Genomic DNA, 21546 nt, shown 5'->3' with positions numbered 1-21546 from the left:
CGGGCGCTTTGCGCGCGCCGGCGCCGAAAGCCGGTGGCGTCCGCGACCAACTGAACGCAGAGTGCCGGCGAATCCACCCCAACGGCTCAAGCGGAGCCGATTCACGGAGACTCTGCGATGCGACCTCTTCTGGCGGCCTGCGTGCTTTCGATCGGCCTGATCGCGTCCGTGGCCTCGGCCCAATCCGCGGGCCCCTACAAGGTCCTGAAGACCGTCAAGGTCGGCGGCGACGGCGGGTTCGACTATGTCTACGCCGACGTGGGCGGCCGCAAGCTCTACGTCCCGCGCCTGGGGCCGACGGGCAAGATCACGGTGTTCGACCTGGACACCTTGGCGCCGGCCGGCGAGGTCGCCGGCGTCAGCGGCCACGGTGTGGCGGTCGACCCCAAGTCGGGTCACGCCTTCGCCAGCTCCAAGCCGATCGGCATGTGGGACGCCAAGACCCTCGCGCCCGGCAAGCCCGTCGAAGTGCAGGGCAATCCTGACGGCATCCTCGGCGATCCGGCCAGCGGTCGGGTCTATATCCTCAGCCACAGCGCGCCGAACGTGACCGTGATCAACGCCGCGGACGGCTCGATCGCCGGGACCGTCGACGTCGGCGGCGCGCCCGAACAGTCGGCGGTGGACGGCAAGGGCCATCTCTTCGTCGATCTGGAGGACAAGGACGCCGTCGCGGTGGTCGACACCAAGACCATGACCAAGACCGGCGCCTACAGCCTGGACGGCAAGTGCGGCACGCCGGCGGGTCTGGCGATCGACCCCAAGGCCCACGTGCTCTTCGTCGCCTGCCGCAACCCGGCGGTGATGGCCATGCTGGACTCCGAGACCGGCAAGATCCTCTCGGTCCTGCCGATCGGCGTCGGCAGCGATGGCGCGGCCTTCAACCCGGCCACCAAGGAAGCCTTCAGCTCGCAGGGCGACGGCACGCTCACCGTCATCAAGGAACTCACGCCCACGACCTTCACGGTTGAACAGACCGTCCAGACCGCGCCGGGCGCCAAGACCCTGACGCTGGACGCCAAGACCGGCCACGTCCTGCTGATCACTGCCGAATATGGCCCACCGCCGCCGGCCCCCGCGCCCGTCGCCGGCGCGCCGCCGCCCCGGCCCCGCCGCGGCCCGATGCTGCCCGGCTCCTTCTCGATCCTGGTGGTCGGGAAGTAGCGGCGCGACCCGTCACTCCCGCGGCACGAGGTCGGCGAGCCGGGATTTTCGCGTGCGCGCCTGGTACGCCGCCTTGATCGCGGCGGGATCGTAGGCCGGGCTCTCGACCCACTCGGTGAAGCTGCGGCCCTGCGGCGCGCCCTCGGCCAGGTAGCGCTCGAACAGGTAGTCGAGGATTCCGGTGCGCCCGTGCTTGAGGTGCAGGTAGCGCAGGTCGAGCTGGCGCATCGCCGTGGGGATATCGTCGCTCCGGCGGAAATGGACATAGAGCGCGCTCATCAGGCTCGCCCGGTCCGCGCCGGATTTGCAGTGGATCAGGACCGGATACTCCACGGTCTCGAACAGCCGCCGGGCCGCCAGCATCTGCGCGCGGTCCGGCGCGTCGCGTGAGGTCAAGGTGAAGTTGACCAAGGTCAGGCCGAGCTTGGCGCAGGCATCCTTTTCCAAGGCGTGGAAGCTCGCGTCGAACCCGCCGCGCAGGTTGACGACGGTGCGCACGCCGCGCCGCTTCCAGGCGCGCAGCTGGTGCGGCCAAGGCTGGTTGCTGCGCACCAGCTCGTCGGAAACCCAGTGCGCGTTCTGGAACCCCAGCCGCAGATAGGCGTGGTCGCGCCAAAGGAAATCCAGGTAGGCGAACAGGCGACCGCGCGCAGTCTTCAGATCGAATTCGGCCACATCTCCACCTCGTAGCGTCGGCCGCGCCGGCGCGGCCGATCTTCTAGCACCGTGGGACGGTTAGGGCGCAAGGCGTCACGCGCGAGCGAATCTTAGGGAATTTCGCGATCGCGACCTCCCAAGCCTGAGGCGGGGCCGGCGCCATGTCGTCTGTTCAGTGCGGCCGGGGGGCAGCTAGACGGAAGGCTGCAAATGCCCGGTCTCGATTGGCAGACTCTTGAGGGCGCGACACTGGTTCGCGAGCCCTTCGATCACATTGCGATCCCGCAAGTCCTTGAACCCGGCTGCGCCGCAGCCGTCCCCGGCGAGTTCCCGGACATAAAAAGCCCCGGGTCCTTTTCCCTGGTCGACGCGCCGCCGGGGCCGGTATTGAGCGACCTGATCGACGATCTGCTGTCGGACCGCTTCCGCGCCCAGATGGCGCGCATCTTCCAGATGGACCTGCAGGACCGACCCGCGCTGGTGACGCTGCGGGGTCAGTGCTCGGCGCGCGACGGCCGCGTCCACACCGACTCCCGCTCGAAGGTCCTGTCGCTGCTGATCTACCTGAACCATGAGTGGGTCGGACGGAACGCCCAGCTGCGGTTGATGAACCGGGCTGACGGCTTCGACACCGCTCCGGTGGAGATCCCCGCCACACTGGGCTCCATGGTGGCGTTCCGGCGGGCCGATAACTCCTGGCATGGCCACGCCCCGTTCGTCGGGCAGCGTCGGGCCCTGCAGCTCAACTACCTGCAGACCACCCGCGCCTCTCTGGTTGGCGAGGTGCGCCACCGCCTGTCTGCCTTCGCCAAGCAGCTCGTGGCCTAGTGCAGGCGAACGCCGCCTCCCGGGCGCCGGGAGACCTGCGGGTCTGGCATCTGACCACTGGCGAGACCGGCACGCGTCAGCAGGCGCGAGGCCTCGCGACGGCGCTGTCGCCGCGGGCCGAGGAGCGCCTGGTCCGCGTCAGCCGCATCTGGGCGGCCCTGGTCCCGCGGGCCCTCATAGGCCTTTCGCCCGCGGCCGTGACGCCGCTGGCCGGCCGGCTCGAACCGCCGTGGCCGGACGTCCTGGTCAGCTGCGGTCGCCGCAGCGCCCTCGTCGCCATGGCGATCCGCCGGCGCAACCCGGCGCCCATGGTCTGCATCCACATCCAGCCACCCACCTACCCCGAGGCCTTCGATCTGGTGATCGTCATGCCCCACGACCGGCTGGACGGCGCCAATGTCCTGCGGGTGGACACCGCCCTGCACGCGATCGGTCCGGCGATCCTGGCCGCCGCCGCGGCGGGCGAGGATCCCTGGTTCGCGGGCCTGCCGCGCCCCTGGACCGGGGTGCTGCTGGGCGGCTCCACCCGGCGCCAGCCCTTCGCCGTCGAGGACGCTCTGCGCCTGGCCGACCAGCTCGATGCGCTGCGGGGCGAGATCGGCGGCTCGCTCCTGATCACGCCCTCGCGGCGGACCCCGCCGGCCGTCCTGGGAGGCCTGGGCGCCCGCTATCTCGCCGATCAGACGGTGCGCTTCTGGGACGGCGCGGGCCCCAATCCCTACGTCGCGATCCTGGCGCGGGCCGACCGCCTGGTGGTCACCAGCGACAGTGTCTCGATGATCTCCGAAGCGCTCGCGGCCTCCGCGCCCGTGTCGATCTTCCAACTGCCCGCCGGACGCCGCCACAGCCGCTTTCTCCAGGCGCTCGTGGACAAGGCCATCGTCGCGCCGCTCGGCGCAGCCGCGCCGTCCACGCCGCGCGTCGCCATCGACGCCACGCCGGTGGCCGCCGCGGCGGCGCGCCGGCTGATTGCCGAGCGACTGGCGGCCCGCCTGTAGGTCTCGACGGCTGTTTGGACGGCGCGGGATCGCGGCTAAATAGGCCCAGGCGCCACATGCGGGGACCGTTACGAATGCCGTTTGGAAAACTGGCGCCGGCCGGCCTGGCGGCGGGGCTCTGGCTGACGGTCGCGGTCTGCTGCCCGGCGACAGCCGCGCCGCAGAGGCCCGATATCCGCACCGAGGACGTCACCCGCTTCTTCCAAATCTACGACGCCGCCAGCGGCCATCCGGGCGCCGATCAGCTCGACCGCGACTACCTCGCGCCCGGCACGGCCGGCCTGCACGAGTTCGCGCAGCTGCGCCGCGTCACCGGCGCGCGGATCGCCGAGACCAACGAAAAGACGCCGCAGGTCTACACCGGCGCGCGACGCTGCCTGACGGCGCTGCCCGGCGTGAAGCAGCGCCTGACCGTAGCCTTCGGCAAGCTTGCGCGACTCTATCCCGAGGCGAAGTTTCCGCCGGTGACCCTGCTGGTCGGCCGCGGCCGCCCCGTCGGCATTACCAATCCGTCCGGAGTCTCTATCGGCCTGGAAGCCCTGTGCGCCGCCGACTTCATGGACCCCGACATCGAGGATCGCTTCGTCCACAACATCGCCCACGAGTACGGCCACATCCAGCAGTCACCCGAGACCCAGGCCCTGGAGGTCGGCATGCCGGGCGCCACCCTGCTGCGCGTGGCGCTGATCGAGGGCGCGGCCGAATTCACCGCCGAGCTGATCAGCGGCGCCGTCGGCAACTACCAGCTGAAGGCCTGGACCCGCGGACATGAGGCCGCCATCGACGCGGCCTTCGTCGCCGACCGGGACAAGACCGACGTGTCGGCCTGGCTCAACAACGGACCGGGAACACCCGACAAGCCCGGCGACCTCGCCTACTGGGTCGGTCACCGCATCGTGAAATCCTACTACGACCGCGCGCCCGACAAGCATCAGGCGCTGCGGGAGATCTTCGACATCCGCGACCCCAAGGCGTTCATGGCCAAGAGCGGCTGGCGGCCCGCGACCTGAGCCTCGGGTCTTGCGCGGTCCCCGGAATTTCGGGCTAAGTCCGCGCTCGGCTGAGGGGCAAGTAACATGCGTGGATTTCAGGTGGTCGCCTGCGCGATGGCGTTGGCGCTGTTCGGGCTGACAGGTCAGGCTTCGGCGGCGGACGCGGTCCCGCAGAAGCAGGACGAGGCCTACACCGCGCTGATCAAGAAGCACCTGGTCGACCCGCGCTTCACCACCGAGCTCGTCGACCACATGCCGGCCTCGGACACCGTGCCCTCGCCGCTGAAGTTCTTCGGCCGCATCCCCGGCACACCCGGCGAGTTGACCTACGCCAAGGACATCGAGCGCTACTACCAGGAGCTGGCCAAGACCTCGCCGCGGGTGAAGTTCTGGACGGTCGGCAAGTCCGAGGAAGGCCGCGATCAGGTGGTCATCGCCATCGCCGACGAAGCGACGCTGAAGGACCTCGACAAGTACAAGGCCCAGCTCGCCGCCCTGGGCGACCCGCGCAAGACCACGCCCGCTGAGGCCAAGGCGATCATCAAGACCGCCAAGCCCATCTACTGGATCACCAGCGGCATCCACTCGCCGGAGACCGGCGGGCCGGAAATGCTCATAGAACTGGCTTACAGGCTGGCGATCGAGGAGACACCTCTCGTCCAGAACATCCGCAACAACGTCATCACCTTCATCACCCCGGTGGTCGAGGTCGATGGCCGCGAGAAGATCGTCGACACCTACTATTACGGCAAGAAGACCGGCAAGCCGAAGCCGCCGCTGGTCTACTGGGGCAAGTACGTCGCCCACGACAACAACCGTGACGGCATGGGCCAGTACCTGAAGCTGACCCAGAACATCACCGCCGGCGTGCTCGAGTGGCATCCCACCGTGCTGCACGACCTGCACGAGGCGCAGTCCTACCTCTACGTCTCCACCGGCACAGGGCCGTACAATCCGGAGCTGGACCCGGTGCAGTCGCAGGAATGGTGGCTGCTGGGCGAGACCGAGCTGACCGAGATGGCCAAGCGCAAGGTCCCGGGCGTCTTCACCTACGGCTACTACGACGGCTGGGTGCCGAACTACCTGTTCTGGATCGCCAACGCCCACAACTCGCTCGGCCGCTTCTACGAGGTGCAGAGCTACGGCCCAGACATCCAGAAGGACCTAAAGCTGCCTCCGACCACCACCAGCCGCGAGTGGTATCGCCAGAACCCGCCGCTGCCGTCCGTCGACTGGGGCCCGCGCAACAACACCAACATCCAGGAATCGGCGCTGCTGTTCGCGCTGGACCGGGTGGCGAAGGACCGCGAGGTCTATCTCGACACCTACTATGTGAAGAACCAGCACGCCGTTGATGGCGGCAGGACCGGGACGGTCAACGCCTGGGTGATCCCCGCCGACCAGACCGCCAAGCTCAACGTCGTCGACATGATCAACGACGTCCGCCGCCAAGGCCTGGAAGTTTCGACGGCTGACGCAGCCTTCACCGCCGGCGGCGTCAAGGTCGCCCAGGGCGATTATGTGATCCGCGCCGACCAACCCTACCGGACGCTGGCCGACCTCTATTTCAGCATCCAGAACTACCCGGCGGCCAACCCCCGGCCCTACGACGACACCGGCTGGACGATGCAGTACATGCGCAACGTCGCCATGAAGACCGTCAAGGATCCGGCGGTCCTGAAGCAGCCCATGACCCTGCTCACCGCCGACGTGACGCCCAAGGGCGCGATCTCCGGCGCGGGCTCAACGATCCTGGTGAACCACACCGGCGACAACGAGCTGGTCACCTTCCGCTTCCGGCTGAAGGACGTGAAGATGCTGGCCGCCGAGAAGGCCTTCGAAGCCGGCGGCAAGCAATACGCCGCCGGGACCTTCATCATCCCCAACGCACCCCGCGCCGTGGTGGAGAAAGCCGCCGCCGACCTGGGCCTGAAGGGCGAGGCCGTCGCGGCCGCGCCGGACGTCAAGAGCCACGCGCTCACCCTGCCCCGCATCGGCTACCTGCACTCATGGCTGCGCACCCAGGACGAGGGCTGGTGGCGCGCGGCGCTCGACCACTACGGCGTGCCCTATGCCTACCTCGCCGACACCAAGGCCCGCGCCGGCGACCTTCGGAAGAAGTTCGACGTGATCATCTACCCGACCGTCGGCTCCAGCGCCCGCGACCAGGTGGTGGGCGTGGCCATGAACGGCGACGTGCCGATCCCCTACAAGAAGTCCGAGCTGACCCCGAACCTGGGCGTCCTCGACAGCGCCGACGACATCCGCGGTGGCCTGGGCGCCGACGGCCTGGCCGAGCTGCAAAAATTCGTCAAGGCTGGCGGGACCCTGATCGGCGACGGCTCGACGGTCGACATGCTGGCCAACTATGGCATCGCCGCCGGTGTCACCACCGCGGTCCCGCCGGAGCTCTACACCAAGGGCGCCCTGATGCGCGGCGTCTTCACCGACCAGGCCAGCCCGATCGCCTACGGCTACGTCGGCAAGGAGCTGCCGATCTACTTCGCCGATGCGCCGGTGATCACTATCGCCACGCCCGGCCAGAGCGGCTTCGGCGGCGGTGGCGGCCAGGCCGGCGGCGCGGGCGCGCGCATCGCCCAGAACATCACGCCCAACGCCGTGCCGGGCCACGTCTCGCCCTGGCCCACGCCGGAGCAGCCGGCCAAGCGCGACGCCGAGCCCGCCGCGCCCGTCGAGACCGCCCCGCCGGCCTCGCGCCAGGGCGGCGCGGAGCCCACCCAGCGACCCCGGACGGTCATGGCCTTCCCGGCCCAGGCGGACACGATCCTGCTCTCCGGCATGCTGGAAGGCGGCCAGGCGCTCAGCCGCAAGGCGCTGATCGTCGACGTGCCGGACGGCAAGGGCCACATGGTGCTGTTTGGCCTGCGCCCCTACTGGCGCTGGCAGACGCAGGGCTCCTACTTCCTGGGCTTCAACGCCATCCTCAACTGGGACCATCTCGACGCCGGCGCCCCTCCACCGCCGAAGGCCGCGGACAAGGCGGCGGCAAAACCCGCCGACTGAGCGTGCGCGACGGTCAGTCCGGCTGCTCGGCGTAGATCTTCATCAGCCGATAGAGGTAGTCGCGGCTGTCGTAGAGCACCTTCACCCGGATGCGCTCATTGAGGCCGTGGACGCCGTCGCCGTCCGGGTCGCCGAAGTCGCCGCTGATACCGTAGGTCGGGATGCCCACCGGGGTCAGGAAGGCGCCGTCCGTCGCGCCCGCCGACATCTCGCGCACCTGCGGCACGCCCGGCCACATTTCCGCGGCCAGCTTCTCGGCCGGTCCCAGCACCTTGGGGTCCAGCGGCGGCGGCGGCGCGACGGCGTTGCGGATCTCGCGGATCGAGACCTTCACCTTCGGGTCGCCGATCGCATCCCCCAGGGTCTTCTGGACTTCCGCCGTGCTGGTGCCTGGGAAGATGCGGCAGTTGACGTTGGCCCGCGCCCGCTGCGGCAGGGCGTTGGTGGCGTGGCCGGCGTCCAGCATGGTCGCCACGCAGTTGGTGTGCAGGATGGCGTTGTTGTCCGGATCCTTCTCCAGGACCGCGCGGGAGCCCTCGTCCTTGGGGTTCTTCAGCAGGGCGGCGATGGCCGCCTGCTCTTCCGGCGTCCGCGTCTTCGCCATCCGGGTGTAGAAATCCCGCGTCGTGTCGCTGAACATCACCGGGAAGCGGTAGCCCTGGATCTTCACCAGCGCATTGGCAAGGTGATAGATCGCGTTGTCCGGCACCGGCCGTGAGGAGTGGCCGCCGGGATTGGTCACCTCCAGGGTGAAGTTCTGGCTGAGCTTCTCGCCCACTTGGATGCCCTGGAACACCGGCTTGCCGGCCGCGTCCAGCAGGCCGCCGCCGCCCTCATTGACCGCGAAGGCCGCGTCGATCAGGTCGCGCTTGTTCTTCGCCAGATATTCCGCGCCGTTGAAGGCGCCGTTGGTCTCCTCGCCGCAGGTCAGCGCCATCTTCAGCGTGCGGCGCGGCTTGAAGCCTTCCTCCTTGTAGCGGACCAGGGTGTCGACCCAGATCGAGGCCATGGCCTTATCGTCGGCGGCGCCGCGGGCGTAGAAGTTGCCGTTCTCCTCTACCAACGTGAAGGGGTCCCGCGTCCAGTCCTCGCGCTTGGCCTCCACCACGTCCAGGTGCGCCAGCATCAGGACCGCCTTGGCCTTGGGATCGCGCCCCGGAAGGATCGCCACCAGGCCGCCCTCCTTCGGATGGTCCGGCGCGGCGAAGGGGTGCAGGTCGGCATCGGGAAAGCCGGCCGCCTTCAAGTGCGCGGCCATCCGTTCGGCCGCCACCGTGCAGCTGCCCGCCGACAGCGAGGTGTTGGTCTCCACCAGCTCCTTGTAGAGCGCGCGGTATTCCAGCTGGTCGGGACGCGGGGCGGCGCCCTGCGCCAGCGCCACGCCGCTCGCGCCGGCGAACAGAATCGCCGACACGGCAAAGGTCTTCAACATCGCGACTATCCCCCAAGACTCTGCGAGCGACCTTAGAGGGCGGCGCCGGGCTGGCAAGGCACAGCGCTGCCCTGCCCCCTGCAAGCCCTTCGGCGACGGCGACGCCGATGACGGCGCGGGTCCGGCGGGTTCGCCGCCCCATGCTTACGGCTTCGACAGCGGGTCCGGCTTCATCGTGTCGAGGTCCACGGGGATCGAAACGTGCTCCTGCACGATCAGCCACTTGCCGTCGATCTTGCGGTAGACGTCGGTGACCCGCACGACGATCTCGACCTTGCTCCCGTCCTTGGCGGTGAAGTGCGTGTCCTGGATGCTGTGGCCGTAGGCGACATCACCGACGACCGTGATGCTGACGTCGGCGATCTTGAGGCTGAGCGGCCCGGGGAAGGCGGCGAACAGATCGTCGAAGTCTTTCTTGTACGCGGGCCAGCCAACGTATTCGCGCGGCGGCGTAACGTCGAACACGAACAGGCCCTGGCGGGCGTAGTAGGACATCACCTTCTTGGTGTTCTTGGCGTTGAAGCCGGCGACGAATCCCTTTTCCAGCGCCTCGATCTGGGCCTTGTCGCTGGGCGCGGCGGGCGTGACTGCGGGCGCCGCCGGCGGCGCATCGACCGCCAGGGCCGCGCCACCCATCGCGAGCGACATGGCCACCACGCCGGTCAGTGTCTTCAACGCGTGCATCATCGTCCCCCTTGGCAGCTGCCGATGTGGCATGGCCAACGAGCTTGATCCGAATACCGTCGTTATCAAGTGCACATTTTTGAAGGCGATGCGGATGGACCCGCGTCGGCCCGGCCAGGGATGATGTTCAGCGCCCCGGCGCGGGTCTAGGGTCCGCACAATCGCATCGCCGGCCGGGACGCCGGGCTCAAGAACGCGACCGGGGGAAATCATGTTCGAAGGTAAGAACAAGCTCGCGGCGATCGTGGCCGGACTGACGCTGGGGCTGTCGGGTTTTGGCGCTCTGGCCGCCACCCTGCCCACGATCCAGCCGGCGCCGGCGGCCGGCGCGCCGTTCCTGGGCCTGGGCGCTTTCGACCTGGGCGCGCTCGGCTATGTGGTCGAGGAGTATTTCATCTCCGGGACCGCGACCTCCTACAAGCTGAAGGGCGAGCCCACGGCGGACGGCGCCTGGACGGCTGAGCCTGCGGCCACCGCGCCCTACGCCACCCGCATCGTCGTGGTCCGGCCGAAGGAGCCCAAAAGGTTCAGCGGCACGGCCGCGGTGGAGTGGCTGAACGTCACCGGCGGCGTCGATGCCGGCCCGGACTGGACCTACAGCCACCGCGAGATGCTGCGCAGCGGCATGGCCTATGTCGGGGTTTCGGCCCAGAAGGTCGGCGTTGAGGGCGGCCAGAGCCTGGGCGGCGCCGGCATGCCGCTGAAGAAGGCCAATCCCGCCCGCTACGGGACCCTCGTCCATCCCGGCGACGCCTTTTCCTTCGACATCTTGTCCCAGGCGGGCGAGGCGGTGAAGCGCGGCAAGGTGCTGGGGTCACTGAGCGCCAAGCACGTCCTGGCCACCGGCGAGTCCCAGTCGGCGGTGTTCATGACCACCTACGTCGACGCCATCGATCCCTTGGCCCGCGTCTACGACGGCTTCTACATCCACTCCCGGTTCGGCGGGGCGCCGGCGCCGGAGACCGCGGCCATGCGCGGCGGGCCGAACGCCAAGGGACCCGCGGGCGTCCTGATGCGCCCGAACCTGCGCGTGCCGGTGATGACGCTGATCTCCGAGACCGACCTGATCGGCTCGGGCCTCTCCGGCTTCTGGGCCGCCCAGCAGCCGGACAACGACAAGCTCCGCATCTGGGAGATGCCGGGCACGTCCCACGTCGACAACTACATGTTCTTCATCGGCGGCTTCGACAACGGCTCGGCGCCGATGGACAAGATCGCCCCGCTCTGGAAGCCCACCGACGCCCTCTTCGGCGCCAAGATGGCCAAGCCGATCAACGCCGGGCCGCAGCACCACTACGTCGCCATGGCCGCGCTCTCGGCGCTCGACAGCTGGGTCCGCGCCGGCAAGGTCCCGCCCAAGGCGCCGCGCCTGGACCTGACCGCGACCGCCAGTCCCGGCGACACGCCCAAGCTGGTCCTCGACGCCAATGGCAACGCCAAGGGCGGCATCCGCACCCCCTGGGTCGATGCGCCCACCGCCAGGCTCTCCGGCTTCGGCAACACCGGCGGCCCGTTCGGCTTCCTGGTTGGCACGACCGAACCCTATGACGCCGCCGCGCTAGCCAGGCTCTATCCGGGCGGCAAGGCGGACTATCTGAGGAAGTTCGACGCCTCGCTCGCCCAGGCCATCAGGGGCGGCTTCATCCTCAAGGCCGACGAGCCGGAGATCCACGCCCTGGCTGCGGCAAATTACCCCGGGGGTTGAGCCGTTCCGTAGGGGAATTCGCGCGCAATCCTTGCCCGGCCTTAACGAGTTCGGCCCACAACGCGTCCTATGCGATCCATTCCAGACGCGATGTTCCCGCCGAGACGCCTGTGCGCCCATGTCTAGCGCGGGCTGCAAGTGACGCCGGCGATGGACGGGCAGCATTTTGATCTGAAAGAACCCTGGCTGCGGTTCCGCGACCCTGAGGTCGAGCGCACCTTCACGCGCCAGACCTTCCTCGACTCCATCGGCTTCATTCGCATCTATCTGCTGGCCGGCACGGCGCTCTACGGCGCGTTCGGATTCCTCGACATCGCGGTCGGCGGGTCGAGCACGCCCGCCATGCTCGCCATCCGCTGGGGTCTGGTCTGCCCGATCCTGTTGGCGATCTTCGGCCTGACCTTCTGCAAGCCGCTGTTCCTGCGCGTCGGCCAGGCGGCGCTGACCACGTCGCTGCTGTCGTCGGGTCTGGGCGTCGTGGCCATGACCGCCATCATGCAGGCGCCGTTCAACAGCGAGTACTACGCCGGCGTGATCATGGTCGTGATCTACTGCGGCACGCTGATCCGGCTGAAGTACCGCTACAGCGTGCTGGCCACAATCCTCCTGGTCGTCAGCTATCAGGTCTCGGCGATCTGGCTCAATCCGATCCCCCGAACCATGCTGATCAGCAACGACTTCTTCCTGGGTATGGCGTCGGCGGTCGGGCTGTTCTCGGGCTATTTCCAGGAGCTCTACATCCGCCGCGCCTATGCCAGCCGCCAGGTGGTCGACGAGGCGCGCCAGGCCGCCGACGCCGCCAACCAGGCGAAGAGCGAATTCCTGGCGACCGTGAGCCACGAGATCCGAACGCCGCTGAACGGTGTGCTGGGCATGGCCCAGGCCATGACGGCGGACCGTCTTTCCAAACGCCAGCGCGACCGCCTGCAGGTGATCAGCCAGTCCGGGGAAATGCTGCTGGCCGTCGTCAATGATGTGCTCGACCTGTCGAAGATCGAGGCTGGCAGGCTGGAGCTGGACATCCGGGACTTCGACCTGGAGAAGATGGCGCGCAGCGCCCAGACCACCTTCCAGCCCTTGGCCGACGCGAAGCGCCTGGCGTTCACCGTCGAGCTTGCCGCCGCCGCGGTGGGAACCTACCGCGGCGATGCCGTGCGCGTGCGCCAGGTCCTCTACAACCTCATCTCCAACGCCATGAAATTCACCGCCGCCGGCTCGGTGGCGGTCCGCGTCGACCCGCTCGACGGCGGCCTGATGTTCACGGTGAGCGACACCGGCATCGGCATCGGCGCCGACCAGATCGAGCGGCTGTTCGACAAGTTCGTGCAGGCCGACTCCACCACCACCCGGCGCTATGGCGGGACCGGCCTGGGCCTGGCGATCTGCCGCGAGCTCTGCGGCGCCATGGGCGGCGACATCCAGGCCGAAAGCCAGCTCGGTCGCGGCAGCTGCTTCACGGCGCGCCTTCCCCTGGCGCGCGTCGGCGAGCGCCGCCCCGCCGCGCCGGCGACCGCCGGCCTGGAGCCCGCCGGCGAGGAACGACCCCTGCGCATCCTGGCCGCCGAGGACAACGCGGTGAACCAGCTGGTCCTGAAGACGCTGTTGGGTCAGTTCGGCCTGGAGCCCGTGATCGTCGCCAATGGCGCTGAGGCCGTCGCCGCCTGGGAACGCGACGACTGGGACCTGATCCTGATGGACGCCCAGATGCCGGTGATGGATGGCGTCACCGCCACCCGCGAGATCCGCGGCCGCGAGGCCGAGATCGGGCGGCGCGCGACCCCGATCATCGCGCTCACCGCCAACGCCATGGGCCACCAGGCGGAGGCCTATCGCGCCGCCGGCATGAACGGCCTGGTCGCCAAGCCAATCCAGGTCGCCCAGCTGCTGCAGGCGATCGCCGCGGCCGTGGAAACGCGCGACAACGCGCCCGCGGTGGATCGCGGGCGGGCGACCGCCGCGCGATAGGCGACGGGTTGGCGCAATCCGCGCCGACGACAACCCCTGATGGCTTTTTGGTCACGCTTCAGCGCAGCGTTCGATTTCCGGCGCGCCGCACATGACGGTTCTGTGTCGAATGTGTAACGACCCCTGAAGCGTCGCCGTTGAGTTGGCGATCACATGGCAAAGGGGGCCACTCATGTCCGTCATCCATTCCCACCGCGCGGGTCTCGCCGCCGGCTCGGCCGTCGCCGCCGTCCTGCTGGCCGGCGCGTTCGCCACGCCGGTCTTCGCCGCCGATGCGGCGCCCTCTGCCACAGCGCTCAGCGAGATCATCGTCACCGCCCAGAAGCGGTCGGAGAACATCAACGACGTCCCGGAATCCCTGACCGCGATCGGCGGCGAGAAGCTGGACGTGATCCGCTCCTCCGGCGGCGACATCCGTGTCCTGTCGGCCCGCGTGCCCAGCCTGCTGCTGGAATCGAGCTTCGGCCGGACCTTCCCGCGGCCCTATATCCGCGGCCTCGGCAACACCGACTTCGACCTCAACGCCTCGCAGCCGGTCTCCTTCGTCTACGACGACGTGGTGCTGGAAAACCCGATTCTGAAGGGCGTACCGCTGTTCGACATCGATCAGGTGGAAGTCCTGCGCGGACCCCAGGGCACGCTGTTCGGCCGCAACACCCCGGCCGGCGTCCTGAAGTTCGATTCCGTGAAGCCCAGCCAGACCTTCGGCGGCTACGCCGAGGCCTCGGGGGCGACCTACGGCACCGTCAACGCCGAAGGCGCCGTCGGCGGCCCGATCATCGCCGACACGCTTTCAGGCCGGATCTCAGCGCTCTACCAGCACCGCGACGCCTGGATCGACAACACCTTCACCCACGATAACAACGCCACCGGCGGCTACGACGAGTACGCCCTGCGCGGCCAGCTGCTGCTCACCCCGACGCCCAACTTCAACGCGCTCGCCAACCTCCACTACTTCCACCTGGACGGCACGCCGCAGATCTTCCGCGCCAACATCATCACCCCCGGGACCGATAATCTGGTCCCCGGCTTCGACCCTGAAAAGATCGCCCAGGACGCCCAGAAACGCTCCTTCCAGAAGGTCAAGGAAGTCGGCGGCAGCCTGAAGATGAACTACGACTTCGGCGGCCCGGTGCTCACTTCGATCACCGCCTACGAGCACGTCACCACCCTGTCGCACGGCGACATCGACGGCGGCTTCGGCGCGGTCTTCGCCCCGCCGTCCGGTCCCGGCCTCATTCCGTTCCCGTCGGAAAGCGCCGACGGCCTGCCCTACCACGCCCAGTGGTCGGAGGAGCTTCGCCTGGCCGGCAAGCACGACGCGCTCAGCTACACGGTCGGCGCCTTCTACTTCTTCGAAGACGTGAAGATCGACAGCTTCGACTACAACACCCTCGCCAATGGCGCGCTGGACGGCTTCGCCATCCAGCACCAGAAGACCACCTCCTGGGCGCTGTTCGGCAACGCCGATTACAAGCTGACCTCCGCCTGGACCGTCGGCGGCGGCCTTCGCTACTCCAACGACAGCAAGGACTTCCTCGCCCAGCGCTTCATCTCGCCGATCGGCGGCGGCGCCACGCCCGTCCTGCGCGCCAATCCGAACAGCGACGACGTCAGCTTCAACGTCAACACGACCTACGCCCTCACCGACGACACCAACCTCTACGCCCGCGCCGCCAAGGGCTATCGCGCGCCGTCGATCCAGGGGCGCCTGCTGTTCGGCGACACCATCTCGGTGGCCACCAAGGAGACGCTGATGTCCTATGAGGGCGGCTTCAAGTCGTACCTCTTCGACCATCGCGTCCGCGTCGACGCCGACGCCTTCTACTACAAGGTCGACAACCTGCAGCTGACCGCGGTCGGCGGCGGGGCCAACTTCAACCGGCTGATCAACGCCGCCCACGCCGAGGGCTACGGCTTCGAGTTCAACGGCGAGGCCCAGCCGATCGAGCGGCTGATCTTCACCGCCGGCCTTTCGTACAACCACACCCAGATCGACGATCCGCACCTGACCACCCAGCCCTGCGGCGACGGCTGCACCGTGCTCGATCCGGCCGGCGCCCTTCCCGGGACGGTGAACATCGACGGCAACAGCCTGCCCAACGCCCCGCGGTGGATCGGCAACTTCACGGCCGGCTATTCGATCCCCTATGGCGACGGCGAATTCTTCGCCTTCACCGACTGGGCCTACCGCTCCTCGGTCAACTTCTTCCTCTATCAGGCCAAGGAGTTCACCGGTCAGCACCTGCTGGAGGGCGGCCTGCGCCTGGGCTACCGCGCCGCCGGCGGCAAGTGGGAGGCCGCGGTCTTCGGGCGCAATATCACCAACCGCATCCAGCTCGAGGGCGCCATCGACTTCGACAACCTCACCGGCTTCGTGAACGATCCGCGCACGGTCGGCGTTGAGGTGAAGACCAAGTTCTAGGCTATGGTGTCCCGGCCGGCCCGAAGCCGGCCGGGGGCGCTGTGACGCGTGGGGCGTTTCGGCCAGCCGTGCGAGGAGCCTTGCGATGGGTGGAATCGAAATGCAGACTCCTGAAACGGACGAGGCGGCGATCGAGCGCCTGCGTGGCGCGAAGGCCGAGCGATTGAAGGCGCTCCTGGCCAAGAAGCCGGGGCAGAAGCACTACAAGCGAGCCTTGCGCGCCTTCCTCGAAGTCGATGACGAGCTCGAAAAGGCCCGGGAAGTCCGTCTCGGCCTGCTATAGCCGGGCGGGCGCGGCCCTTAGGCCTTCAACGCCTCGCTCACCGACGCCTCGTGCATCTCGCCCAGCCAGGTGCGGAGCGCCTTCAGGAACGGCAGGGCCTCGCGGAACTCCTTCTGGGTGAAGCCGTCGCGGAGGCTTTCCATGCGCGGCCGGATGGCGGCCATGGCCTGGGAATAGGCCTGCTTGCCCTCGGCCGTCAGCCAGATGCGTTTCTTGCGGCCGTCCGCCTCGCAGTGCTCCACGCGCGTCAGCTTGCGCGCGCACAGCCTCTGCAGGGTGTTGGTGAGCCCGCTCTTGGTCATCTGTAGGGCGCGGGCGATTTCCAGAGGCGTGATCCCGTCGCCGCGGCGCGACAGCAGGTTCATCACCTCGAACTGCGGATAATTCAGTCCGACCGGGAGCTTGCGCGCGATCGCGGTCCTCACCAGATGCTCGATGTAGCGGATTTCGTCGAACACCTGGACGTCGGGGTGGTCTTCAGGTTCGGCGGCCATGCCAGCCTCCCATCGTTCGAATCTGAACGACGATACGCCGATTTGGCCCAATAACAAGTTCGATATCAAACTATTTTCCGGCGAGAGCCAGGGTGTCCTCCATGCCCTGCCGCGCCAGGGCGTCGGCGCGCTCGTTGAACTCGTGGCCGGCATGCCCTTTCACCCAGCGCCAGTCGACGTCGTGACGCAGCCGGGCCTCGTCCAGCCGCTTCCACAGGTCGTCGTTCTTCACCGGCTTGTTGTCGGCGGTCTTCCAGCCGCGGCGCTTCCAGGCGTGGATCCACTCCGAGATGCCCTTCATCACATATTGGCTGTCGGTATGCAGCTCGACCTTGCAGGGCTTGTTCAGCGCCTCCAGCGCCTGGATCGCCGCCATCAGCTCCATGCGATTGTTCGTGGTCTGAAGGTCACCGCCCCGCAGCTCCTTCTCCTTATCGCCATAGTGCAGCACCGCGCCCCAGCCGCCGGGGCCCGGATTGCCGGAACAGGCGCCGTCCGTATGGATCACCACCTTCGGCGTCATCCTGCTTCGCTCCCGAAGGAGCTTCGCAGGACACAGTCCCGGGCCAGTCCTGCGAAGCCTTGGCGAAGCAGGATCATGCGGGCGCCCCGAACAGCACCAGGTCCGGCGAGGCCCGATGCACCGCCAGCTTGCGTTCGTACTCCAGCGGGTCCTTGGGCCTCACCAGGGCGCCGGCCGGCGTCGCCCCCCAGTCGGCAAGCCGTGTCAGGAAGAACCGCATCGCCGCCCCATGCGCCAGGATCGGCAGCGCCCATCGTTCGAGATCGGACAAAGGCCGTCGGCTCTCGTATCCGGCCACCAACTGGCGCGCGCAGGTGACGTTGAAACTGCCGTCCGGCTCGAAGCACCAGGCGTTCAGCGCGATGGCCACGTCATAGGCCAGCGCATCGACACAGGCGAAATAGAAGTCGATGGCGCCGGCGAATTTTCCCTTCGAGAAGAACACGTTGTCGGGGAAAAAGTCGGCGTGGACGATGCCCTCCGGCAGGCTTTTCGGCCACCGCGACGCCAGTAGTTCGAGATCGGACGATATGGTCGCCGCCAGCCCCGGCTTCAGCCCCTCCGCCGCCGCCGTCAGCCCCGCGAACATCGGCGCCCAGGCGGCCTGGCCCAGGTCATTGGCCCGCGTCAGCGGAAAGCCCTCTGCCGCCAAGTGCAGGTCCGCCAGGCCCGCGCCGGCCTCGCGGCAATGCGCGGCGGTGGGCCGGCGCACCGCCAGACCGGACAGGAACGAGACGATGGCGCAGGGTTTGCCGCGCACGGACTTCAGGATGCGCCCGTCCCGGTCGGCGATCGGCGTGGCGCTGGGAAACCCACGCCCGGCGATCCAACGCAGCAGCTCCAGGAAGAACGGCAGGTCATCGGCCCGCACCCGCCGCTCATAGATGGTCAGGAAGTACCGCCCGGCCTCGGTCTCCAGCAGGAAGTTGGAGTTCTCCACCCCCTCCGCCACGCCCTTCAGGCTGAGCGCCGCGCCCAGGTCGAAGTCGGCCAGCAGCGTCGCCAGCTCCTCGTCGGTGATATCGGTGTAGACCGCCATGGCGCCGGGATGGGCGAGGTCGCCGGAGCGGTCAAGTCGACTTCCGGTATAACATCCGCGCCCAACGCCTTGGTCGGCTGCGGTCGTAGCCTACGGCCCGGATAACGGACGCCGCATCACCGGGCTGAAGGCGGACCCGGTGATGGTCCGATAAGGGTGGCGCGCGGACTTTGCCGCTAGCGGGCGCGCCGCTCGCGCTGAGCACATCATGTCGGTTGTTGTGCCGCCTGAATGGCCGCCGCCGCTGGTGTTGGTGGATCAACCACGTCAGGGTCTGAATCCACGGTTGGAGCTTGGGGAATCGGCAACGGCTTCTCGATCTTGGCGCGAATTTCGGGATCCTTCAGCAAGGCCACCCGCAGGAGTTCGCGGGCGAGCGGGCCGCTTGTGCTGGCGCCGAACCCGCCATGCTCAACGAGCACGCTTACGGCATACCGCGGCTGATCGGTCGGCGCGTAGGCAATGTACCAAGCGTGGTCACGGTTCTTCCAATCGCCGGTCGCGCCCTTCTGACCCCTGCCGCTCGCGTAGTTGAATCCCTGCGCGGTGCCAGACTTGCCGGCCATCTTGATATTGCCGAGGCCCATGTCGGCGAGGCCCGACGCAGCACCGGTGCCGGAGGTGTTCACCGCCACCATCGCGTCCTTGATGAAGTCGATGTGCTTGGCCTGGAGTTGCAGGTCACCGAAGGCGGCGCCGGACGGTTGCTCTACGCCGCCGATGGATTTCACCAGCCGCGGATGCAGCGCCTTGCGGCCATTTGCCAGGCGCGAGGCCTGAATGCAGAGCTGCAGCGGGTTGAGATGCAGATAACCTTGGCCAATCCCAATGTTGATTGTCTCGCCAGGGCGCCAGACGGGATCCCTCCGGTAGGTGCGCCGCTTCCAAGCCGTGTCCGGCACCAAGCCCGCCTTCTGACCGGGAATCCCGATGTCGAAGATCTCGCCCAGGCCGAACTTGCGGGCGACCGCCGCGATCTTGTCCGGCCCGACCGTGAGCGCGGCCTGGTAGAAATAGATGTCGCAGGACTGCGCGATGCCGCCCTTCAGGTCCAGGGCCCCGTGGGTCTTGTCACAGTGCCAGACGTGCCCGCCGTAGGTGAAAACCCGATTGCACACATGCACCGTGGCCGGGTCATAGCCGTTCTCCAGGCACGCCAGAGCCACCATGGTCTTGAAGGTCGAGCCCGGCGGATAGGTGGCGGTCAGCGCCTTGTTGAACAGCGGCTTGTGGTCGTACTGGGCGAGTTCCTTGTACTCGATCGCCGTCAGGCCGCGGACGAACTTGTTCGCGTCGAAGGTCGGGCCTGAGTACATGCACAGGATGTCGCCCGAGCGGCAGTCCATCATCACTGCTGCGCCCGACTGCTCTCCGAACACCTCCATGGCGCGGTTCTGGACGTCCGCGTCGAGGGTGAGCACGATCTCCTTGCCCGGCGTCGCCTTGATATCGCCGGCCGGGTCGGTGGCCACCTCGTGGCCGTTGGCGTCGACCTCCACCTTCTGGGCGCCGGGCTTGCCGCGCAGCGCCAGGTCGAAGGCCTGTTCTACGCCCTGCTTACCGATGCGGAAGCCGGGGTTGAGCAGGATCGGGTCGGCATTGGGGCCGGTGTCGCTGAGGTCCGTCTTGTTGACCTTGGCCACATAGCCGATGACGTGGGCGAAGGCCCCGCCGTAGGGATAGACCCGCACCTCGCCCATGTCGGCGGTGACGCCTGGCAGCTCCGGCGCGCGGATGTTGATCGCGCTGAACTGCTCCCAGCTCATGTCCTCCATGATCTGCACCGGCGACTTGCGCGGCGCGTTGGAAATCTCGCGCAACAGCCGCGCCTGGCGTCCGTCGTCCATCGGCACGAATTCGGCCAGGGTCTTCAGCGTCTGGGCCGGGTCGATGCCCTTGTCCTTGGCCACCATCAGCCGGAAGTTCGGCCGGTTGGAGGCCAGCACCACGCCGTTGCGGTCGACGATCAGGCCGCGCGGCGGCGGGGTCAGGCGGAAGTTGAACTGGTTGGACGCCGACAGCTTCGTATAGCGCTCGGTCTCGATCAGCTGCAGGTGCGCCAGCCGCGCCCCCAGCGCCACCAGGCCCAGACCCGCGATGCCGCCCAGCATGAACGCCCGGCGGTGGAAGACCCCCTGCCGTTCGTTGACCTCGGCGAAGAAGATGGACGGTTCGGCCAACACACAACCCAAACGGGAAAACGCAACCAGCCATCTTCGACCGAATGAGGTCAGTCAATAGCGCAAAGAATCGGTCGATCGCCGATTGCCTCCCAACGCCCGCCTCAGTCGGTGGCCGATACTCGGGTTCGCCCGGAAGACTGACGTTCCGAACCGCCGTATCTCCGCGGGATGGGGCCCTTAAGCCAGCACCCGCGGCAGCTTGAAGATCACCGTCTCGCGCTGGGCGTCGATCTCTTCCACCGAGAGCTCGAAGCTTTCCGCCAGGCGATCGATCACCCCCTGCACAAGCACCTCCGGGGCCGAGGCGCCGGCCGTGACGCCCACGGTCTGCGCACCCGCCAGCCACGCCAGGTCCAGGCCGTCGGCGTCGTCGATCAGATAGGCGCGGGCGCCGGCCCGGCCGCCGACCTCGGCGAGGCGCACGGAATTGGAGGAATTGGCGCTGCCCAGCACCAGCAGGACGTCGCTGCGGCCGGCCACCGTCTTCACCGCCTCCTGGCGGTTGGTGGTGGCGTAGCAGATGTCCTCCTTGTACGGCGTAGCGATCTCCGGGAACCGCGCCTTCAGAGCCGCCACGATCTCGGCGGTGTCGTCCACCGACAGCGTCGTCTGGGTGACGAAGGCGATATTGGCCGGGTCCTTCGGGGTGAACGTGCGGGCGTCTTCCACCGACTGGACCAGCGTCACCGCGCCCGCCGGCAGCTGGCCCATGGTGCCCACCACCTCCGGGTGCCCGGCGTGGCCGATCAGCACGATCTCGCGCCCGGCGTCGAAATGGCGGCCGGCCTCCACATGCACCTTGGAGACCAGCGGGCAGGTGGCGTCGAGGTAGATCATCTTGCGCAGCTTGGCTTCGGCCGACACCGACTTGGGCACCCCGTGGGCGGAGAACACCACCGGCCGGTCCGGCGGGCATTCCTCCAGCTCCTCGACGAAGATCGCGCCCAGGCCTTTGAGCCGCTCCACCACATGGCGGTTGTGGACGATCTCGTGGCGCACATAGACCGGCGCCCCGAACCTGCCGATCGCCCGCTCGACGATCTGGATCGCCCGGTCGACGCCGGCGCAGAATCCTCTCGGCGTGGCGAGCAGGACGGTGAGCGGCGGACGGCTGGACAGTGTGGGCGACATCGCCGCCAGGGTAAGGGGT

The 21546-nt window shown here is 68.1% G+C and carries 17 protein-coding genes; 9 read left to right on the top strand and 8 right to left on the bottom strand.

Translation table 11 applies throughout. The features are described 5' to 3' along the window. The first annotated feature begins 117 nt into the window (after positions 1-117). Positions 118-1164 (top strand): hypothetical protein, encoded by a 1047-nt coding sequence (locus VHS75_RS05200; protein ID WP_329637546.1) that lies wholly within the window; start codon positions 118-120, stop codon positions 1162-1164. A 12-nt stretch (positions 1165-1176) separates the two neighbouring features. Here VHS75_RS05200 and VHS75_RS05195 read toward each other — a convergent pair whose 3' ends face one another. Further along, on the bottom strand, positions 1177-1839 hold the full coding sequence (locus VHS75_RS05195; RefSeq protein ID WP_329637545.1) for a fused DSP-PTPase phosphatase/NAD kinase-like protein: 663 nt from the start codon (positions 1837-1839) through the stop codon (positions 1177-1179). A 192-nt stretch (positions 1840-2031) separates the two neighbouring features. Between VHS75_RS05195 and VHS75_RS05190 the strand changes: the two genes are divergently transcribed. The 4 genes from VHS75_RS05190 (at position 2032) to VHS75_RS05175 (ending at position 7663) form a co-directional block, all read left to right on the top strand. Continuing rightward, positions 2032-2649, top strand: a complete 618-nt coding sequence (locus VHS75_RS05190; protein ID WP_329637544.1) for a 2OG-Fe(II) oxygenase — start codon at positions 2032-2034, stop codon at positions 2647-2649. Then, a complete protein-coding gene (locus tag VHS75_RS05185; protein ID WP_329637543.1) occupies positions 2649-3647 on the top strand; it encodes a mitochondrial fission ELM1 family protein in 999 nt (332 codons plus the stop codon). The genes VHS75_RS05190 and VHS75_RS05185 overlap by 1 nt, the downstream gene beginning before the upstream one ends. A gap of 74 nt (positions 3648-3721) precedes the next feature. Beyond that, positions 3722-4657 carry a DUF2268 domain-containing putative Zn-dependent protease gene (locus VHS75_RS05180; RefSeq protein ID WP_329637542.1) on the top strand — a complete coding sequence of 312 codons (936 nt, stop codon included), beginning with the start codon at positions 3722-3724 and terminating at the stop codon, positions 4655-4657. A gap of 66 nt (positions 4658-4723) precedes the next feature. Next, positions 4724-7663 (top strand): M14 family zinc carboxypeptidase, encoded by a 2940-nt coding sequence (locus VHS75_RS05175; RefSeq protein ID WP_329637541.1) that lies wholly within the window; start codon positions 4724-4726, stop codon positions 7661-7663. Positions 7664-7676: 13 nt separating this feature from the next. Here VHS75_RS05175 and VHS75_RS05170 read toward each other — a convergent pair whose 3' ends face one another. Further along, entirely contained in the window at positions 7677-9095 is a 1419-nt protein-coding gene (locus VHS75_RS05170; RefSeq protein ID WP_329637540.1) for a M20/M25/M40 family metallo-hydrolase, read from the bottom strand. Between the two features lie 144 nt (positions 9096-9239). Then, on the bottom strand, positions 9240-9770 hold the full coding sequence (locus tag VHS75_RS05165; protein WP_329637539.1) for a YybH family protein: 531 nt from the start codon (positions 9768-9770) through the stop codon (positions 9240-9242). 220 nt (positions 9771-9990) lie between these two features. Here VHS75_RS05165 and VHS75_RS05160 point away from each other — a divergent pair, with 220 nt between their 5' ends. The 4 genes from VHS75_RS05160 (at position 9991) to VHS75_RS05145 (ending at position 16157) form a co-directional block, all read left to right on the top strand. Next, positions 9991-11484: an alpha/beta hydrolase domain-containing protein gene (locus VHS75_RS05160; protein WP_329637538.1), complete on the top strand. Its 1494-nt coding sequence runs from the start codon at positions 9991-9993 to the stop codon at positions 11482-11484. A gap of 150 nt (positions 11485-11634) precedes the next feature. After that, entirely contained in the window at positions 11635-13449 is a 1815-nt protein-coding gene (locus VHS75_RS05155) for an ATP-binding protein (protein ID WP_329637537.1), read from the top strand. A 172-nt stretch (positions 13450-13621) separates the two neighbouring features. Further along, the gene (locus VHS75_RS05150) at positions 13622-15874 is read left to right on the top strand and encodes a TonB-dependent receptor (protein ID WP_329637536.1); all 2253 of its coding nucleotides are present in this window, start codon (positions 13622-13624) and stop codon (positions 15872-15874) included. A gap of 100 nt (positions 15875-15974) precedes the next feature. Continuing rightward, a complete protein-coding gene (locus VHS75_RS05145; RefSeq protein ID WP_329637535.1) occupies positions 15975-16157 on the top strand; it encodes a hypothetical protein in 183 nt (60 codons plus the stop codon). 17 nt (positions 16158-16174) lie between these two features. On the opposite strand, the gene VHS75_RS05140 is transcribed toward VHS75_RS05145, so the two are convergent. The 5 genes from VHS75_RS05140 to ispH all read right to left on the bottom strand — a co-directional run bounded on the left by VHS75_RS05140 (position 16175) and on the right by ispH (position 21527). Further along, positions 16175-16651: a MarR family winged helix-turn-helix transcriptional regulator gene (locus VHS75_RS05140; RefSeq protein WP_329637534.1), complete on the bottom strand. Its 477-nt coding sequence runs from the start codon at positions 16649-16651 to the stop codon at positions 16175-16177. Between the two features lie 70 nt (positions 16652-16721). Further along, positions 16722-17174: a ribonuclease HI gene (gene rnhA, locus VHS75_RS05135; protein WP_329637533.1), complete on the bottom strand. Its 453-nt coding sequence runs from the start codon at positions 17172-17174 to the stop codon at positions 16722-16724. 73 nt (positions 17175-17247) lie between these two features. Beyond that, positions 17248-18213 carry a homoserine kinase gene (thrB, locus tag VHS75_RS05130; RefSeq protein ID WP_329637532.1) on the bottom strand — a complete coding sequence of 322 codons (966 nt, stop codon included), beginning with the start codon at positions 18211-18213 and terminating at the stop codon, positions 17248-17250. A 206-nt stretch (positions 18214-18419) separates the two neighbouring features. Then, positions 18420-20393, bottom strand: a complete 1974-nt coding sequence (mrdA, locus tag VHS75_RS05125) for a penicillin-binding protein 2 (RefSeq protein ID WP_329637531.1) — start codon at positions 20391-20393, stop codon at positions 18420-18422. 180 nt (positions 20394-20573) lie between these two features. Further along, positions 20574-21527, bottom strand: coding sequence for a 4-hydroxy-3-methylbut-2-enyl diphosphate reductase (ispH, locus tag VHS75_RS05120; RefSeq protein ID WP_329637530.1), 954 nt, complete (start codon positions 21525-21527; stop codon positions 20574-20576). Positions 21528-21546 lie beyond the last annotated feature (19 nt).

Origin of the sequence: Phenylobacterium sp., assembly GCF_036264965.1 — a bacterium.
Classification (GTDB): domain Bacteria; phylum Pseudomonadota; class Alphaproteobacteria; order Caulobacterales; family Caulobacteraceae; genus Phenylobacterium.
This window is presented reverse-complemented; position numbering and strand designations above follow the sequence as displayed.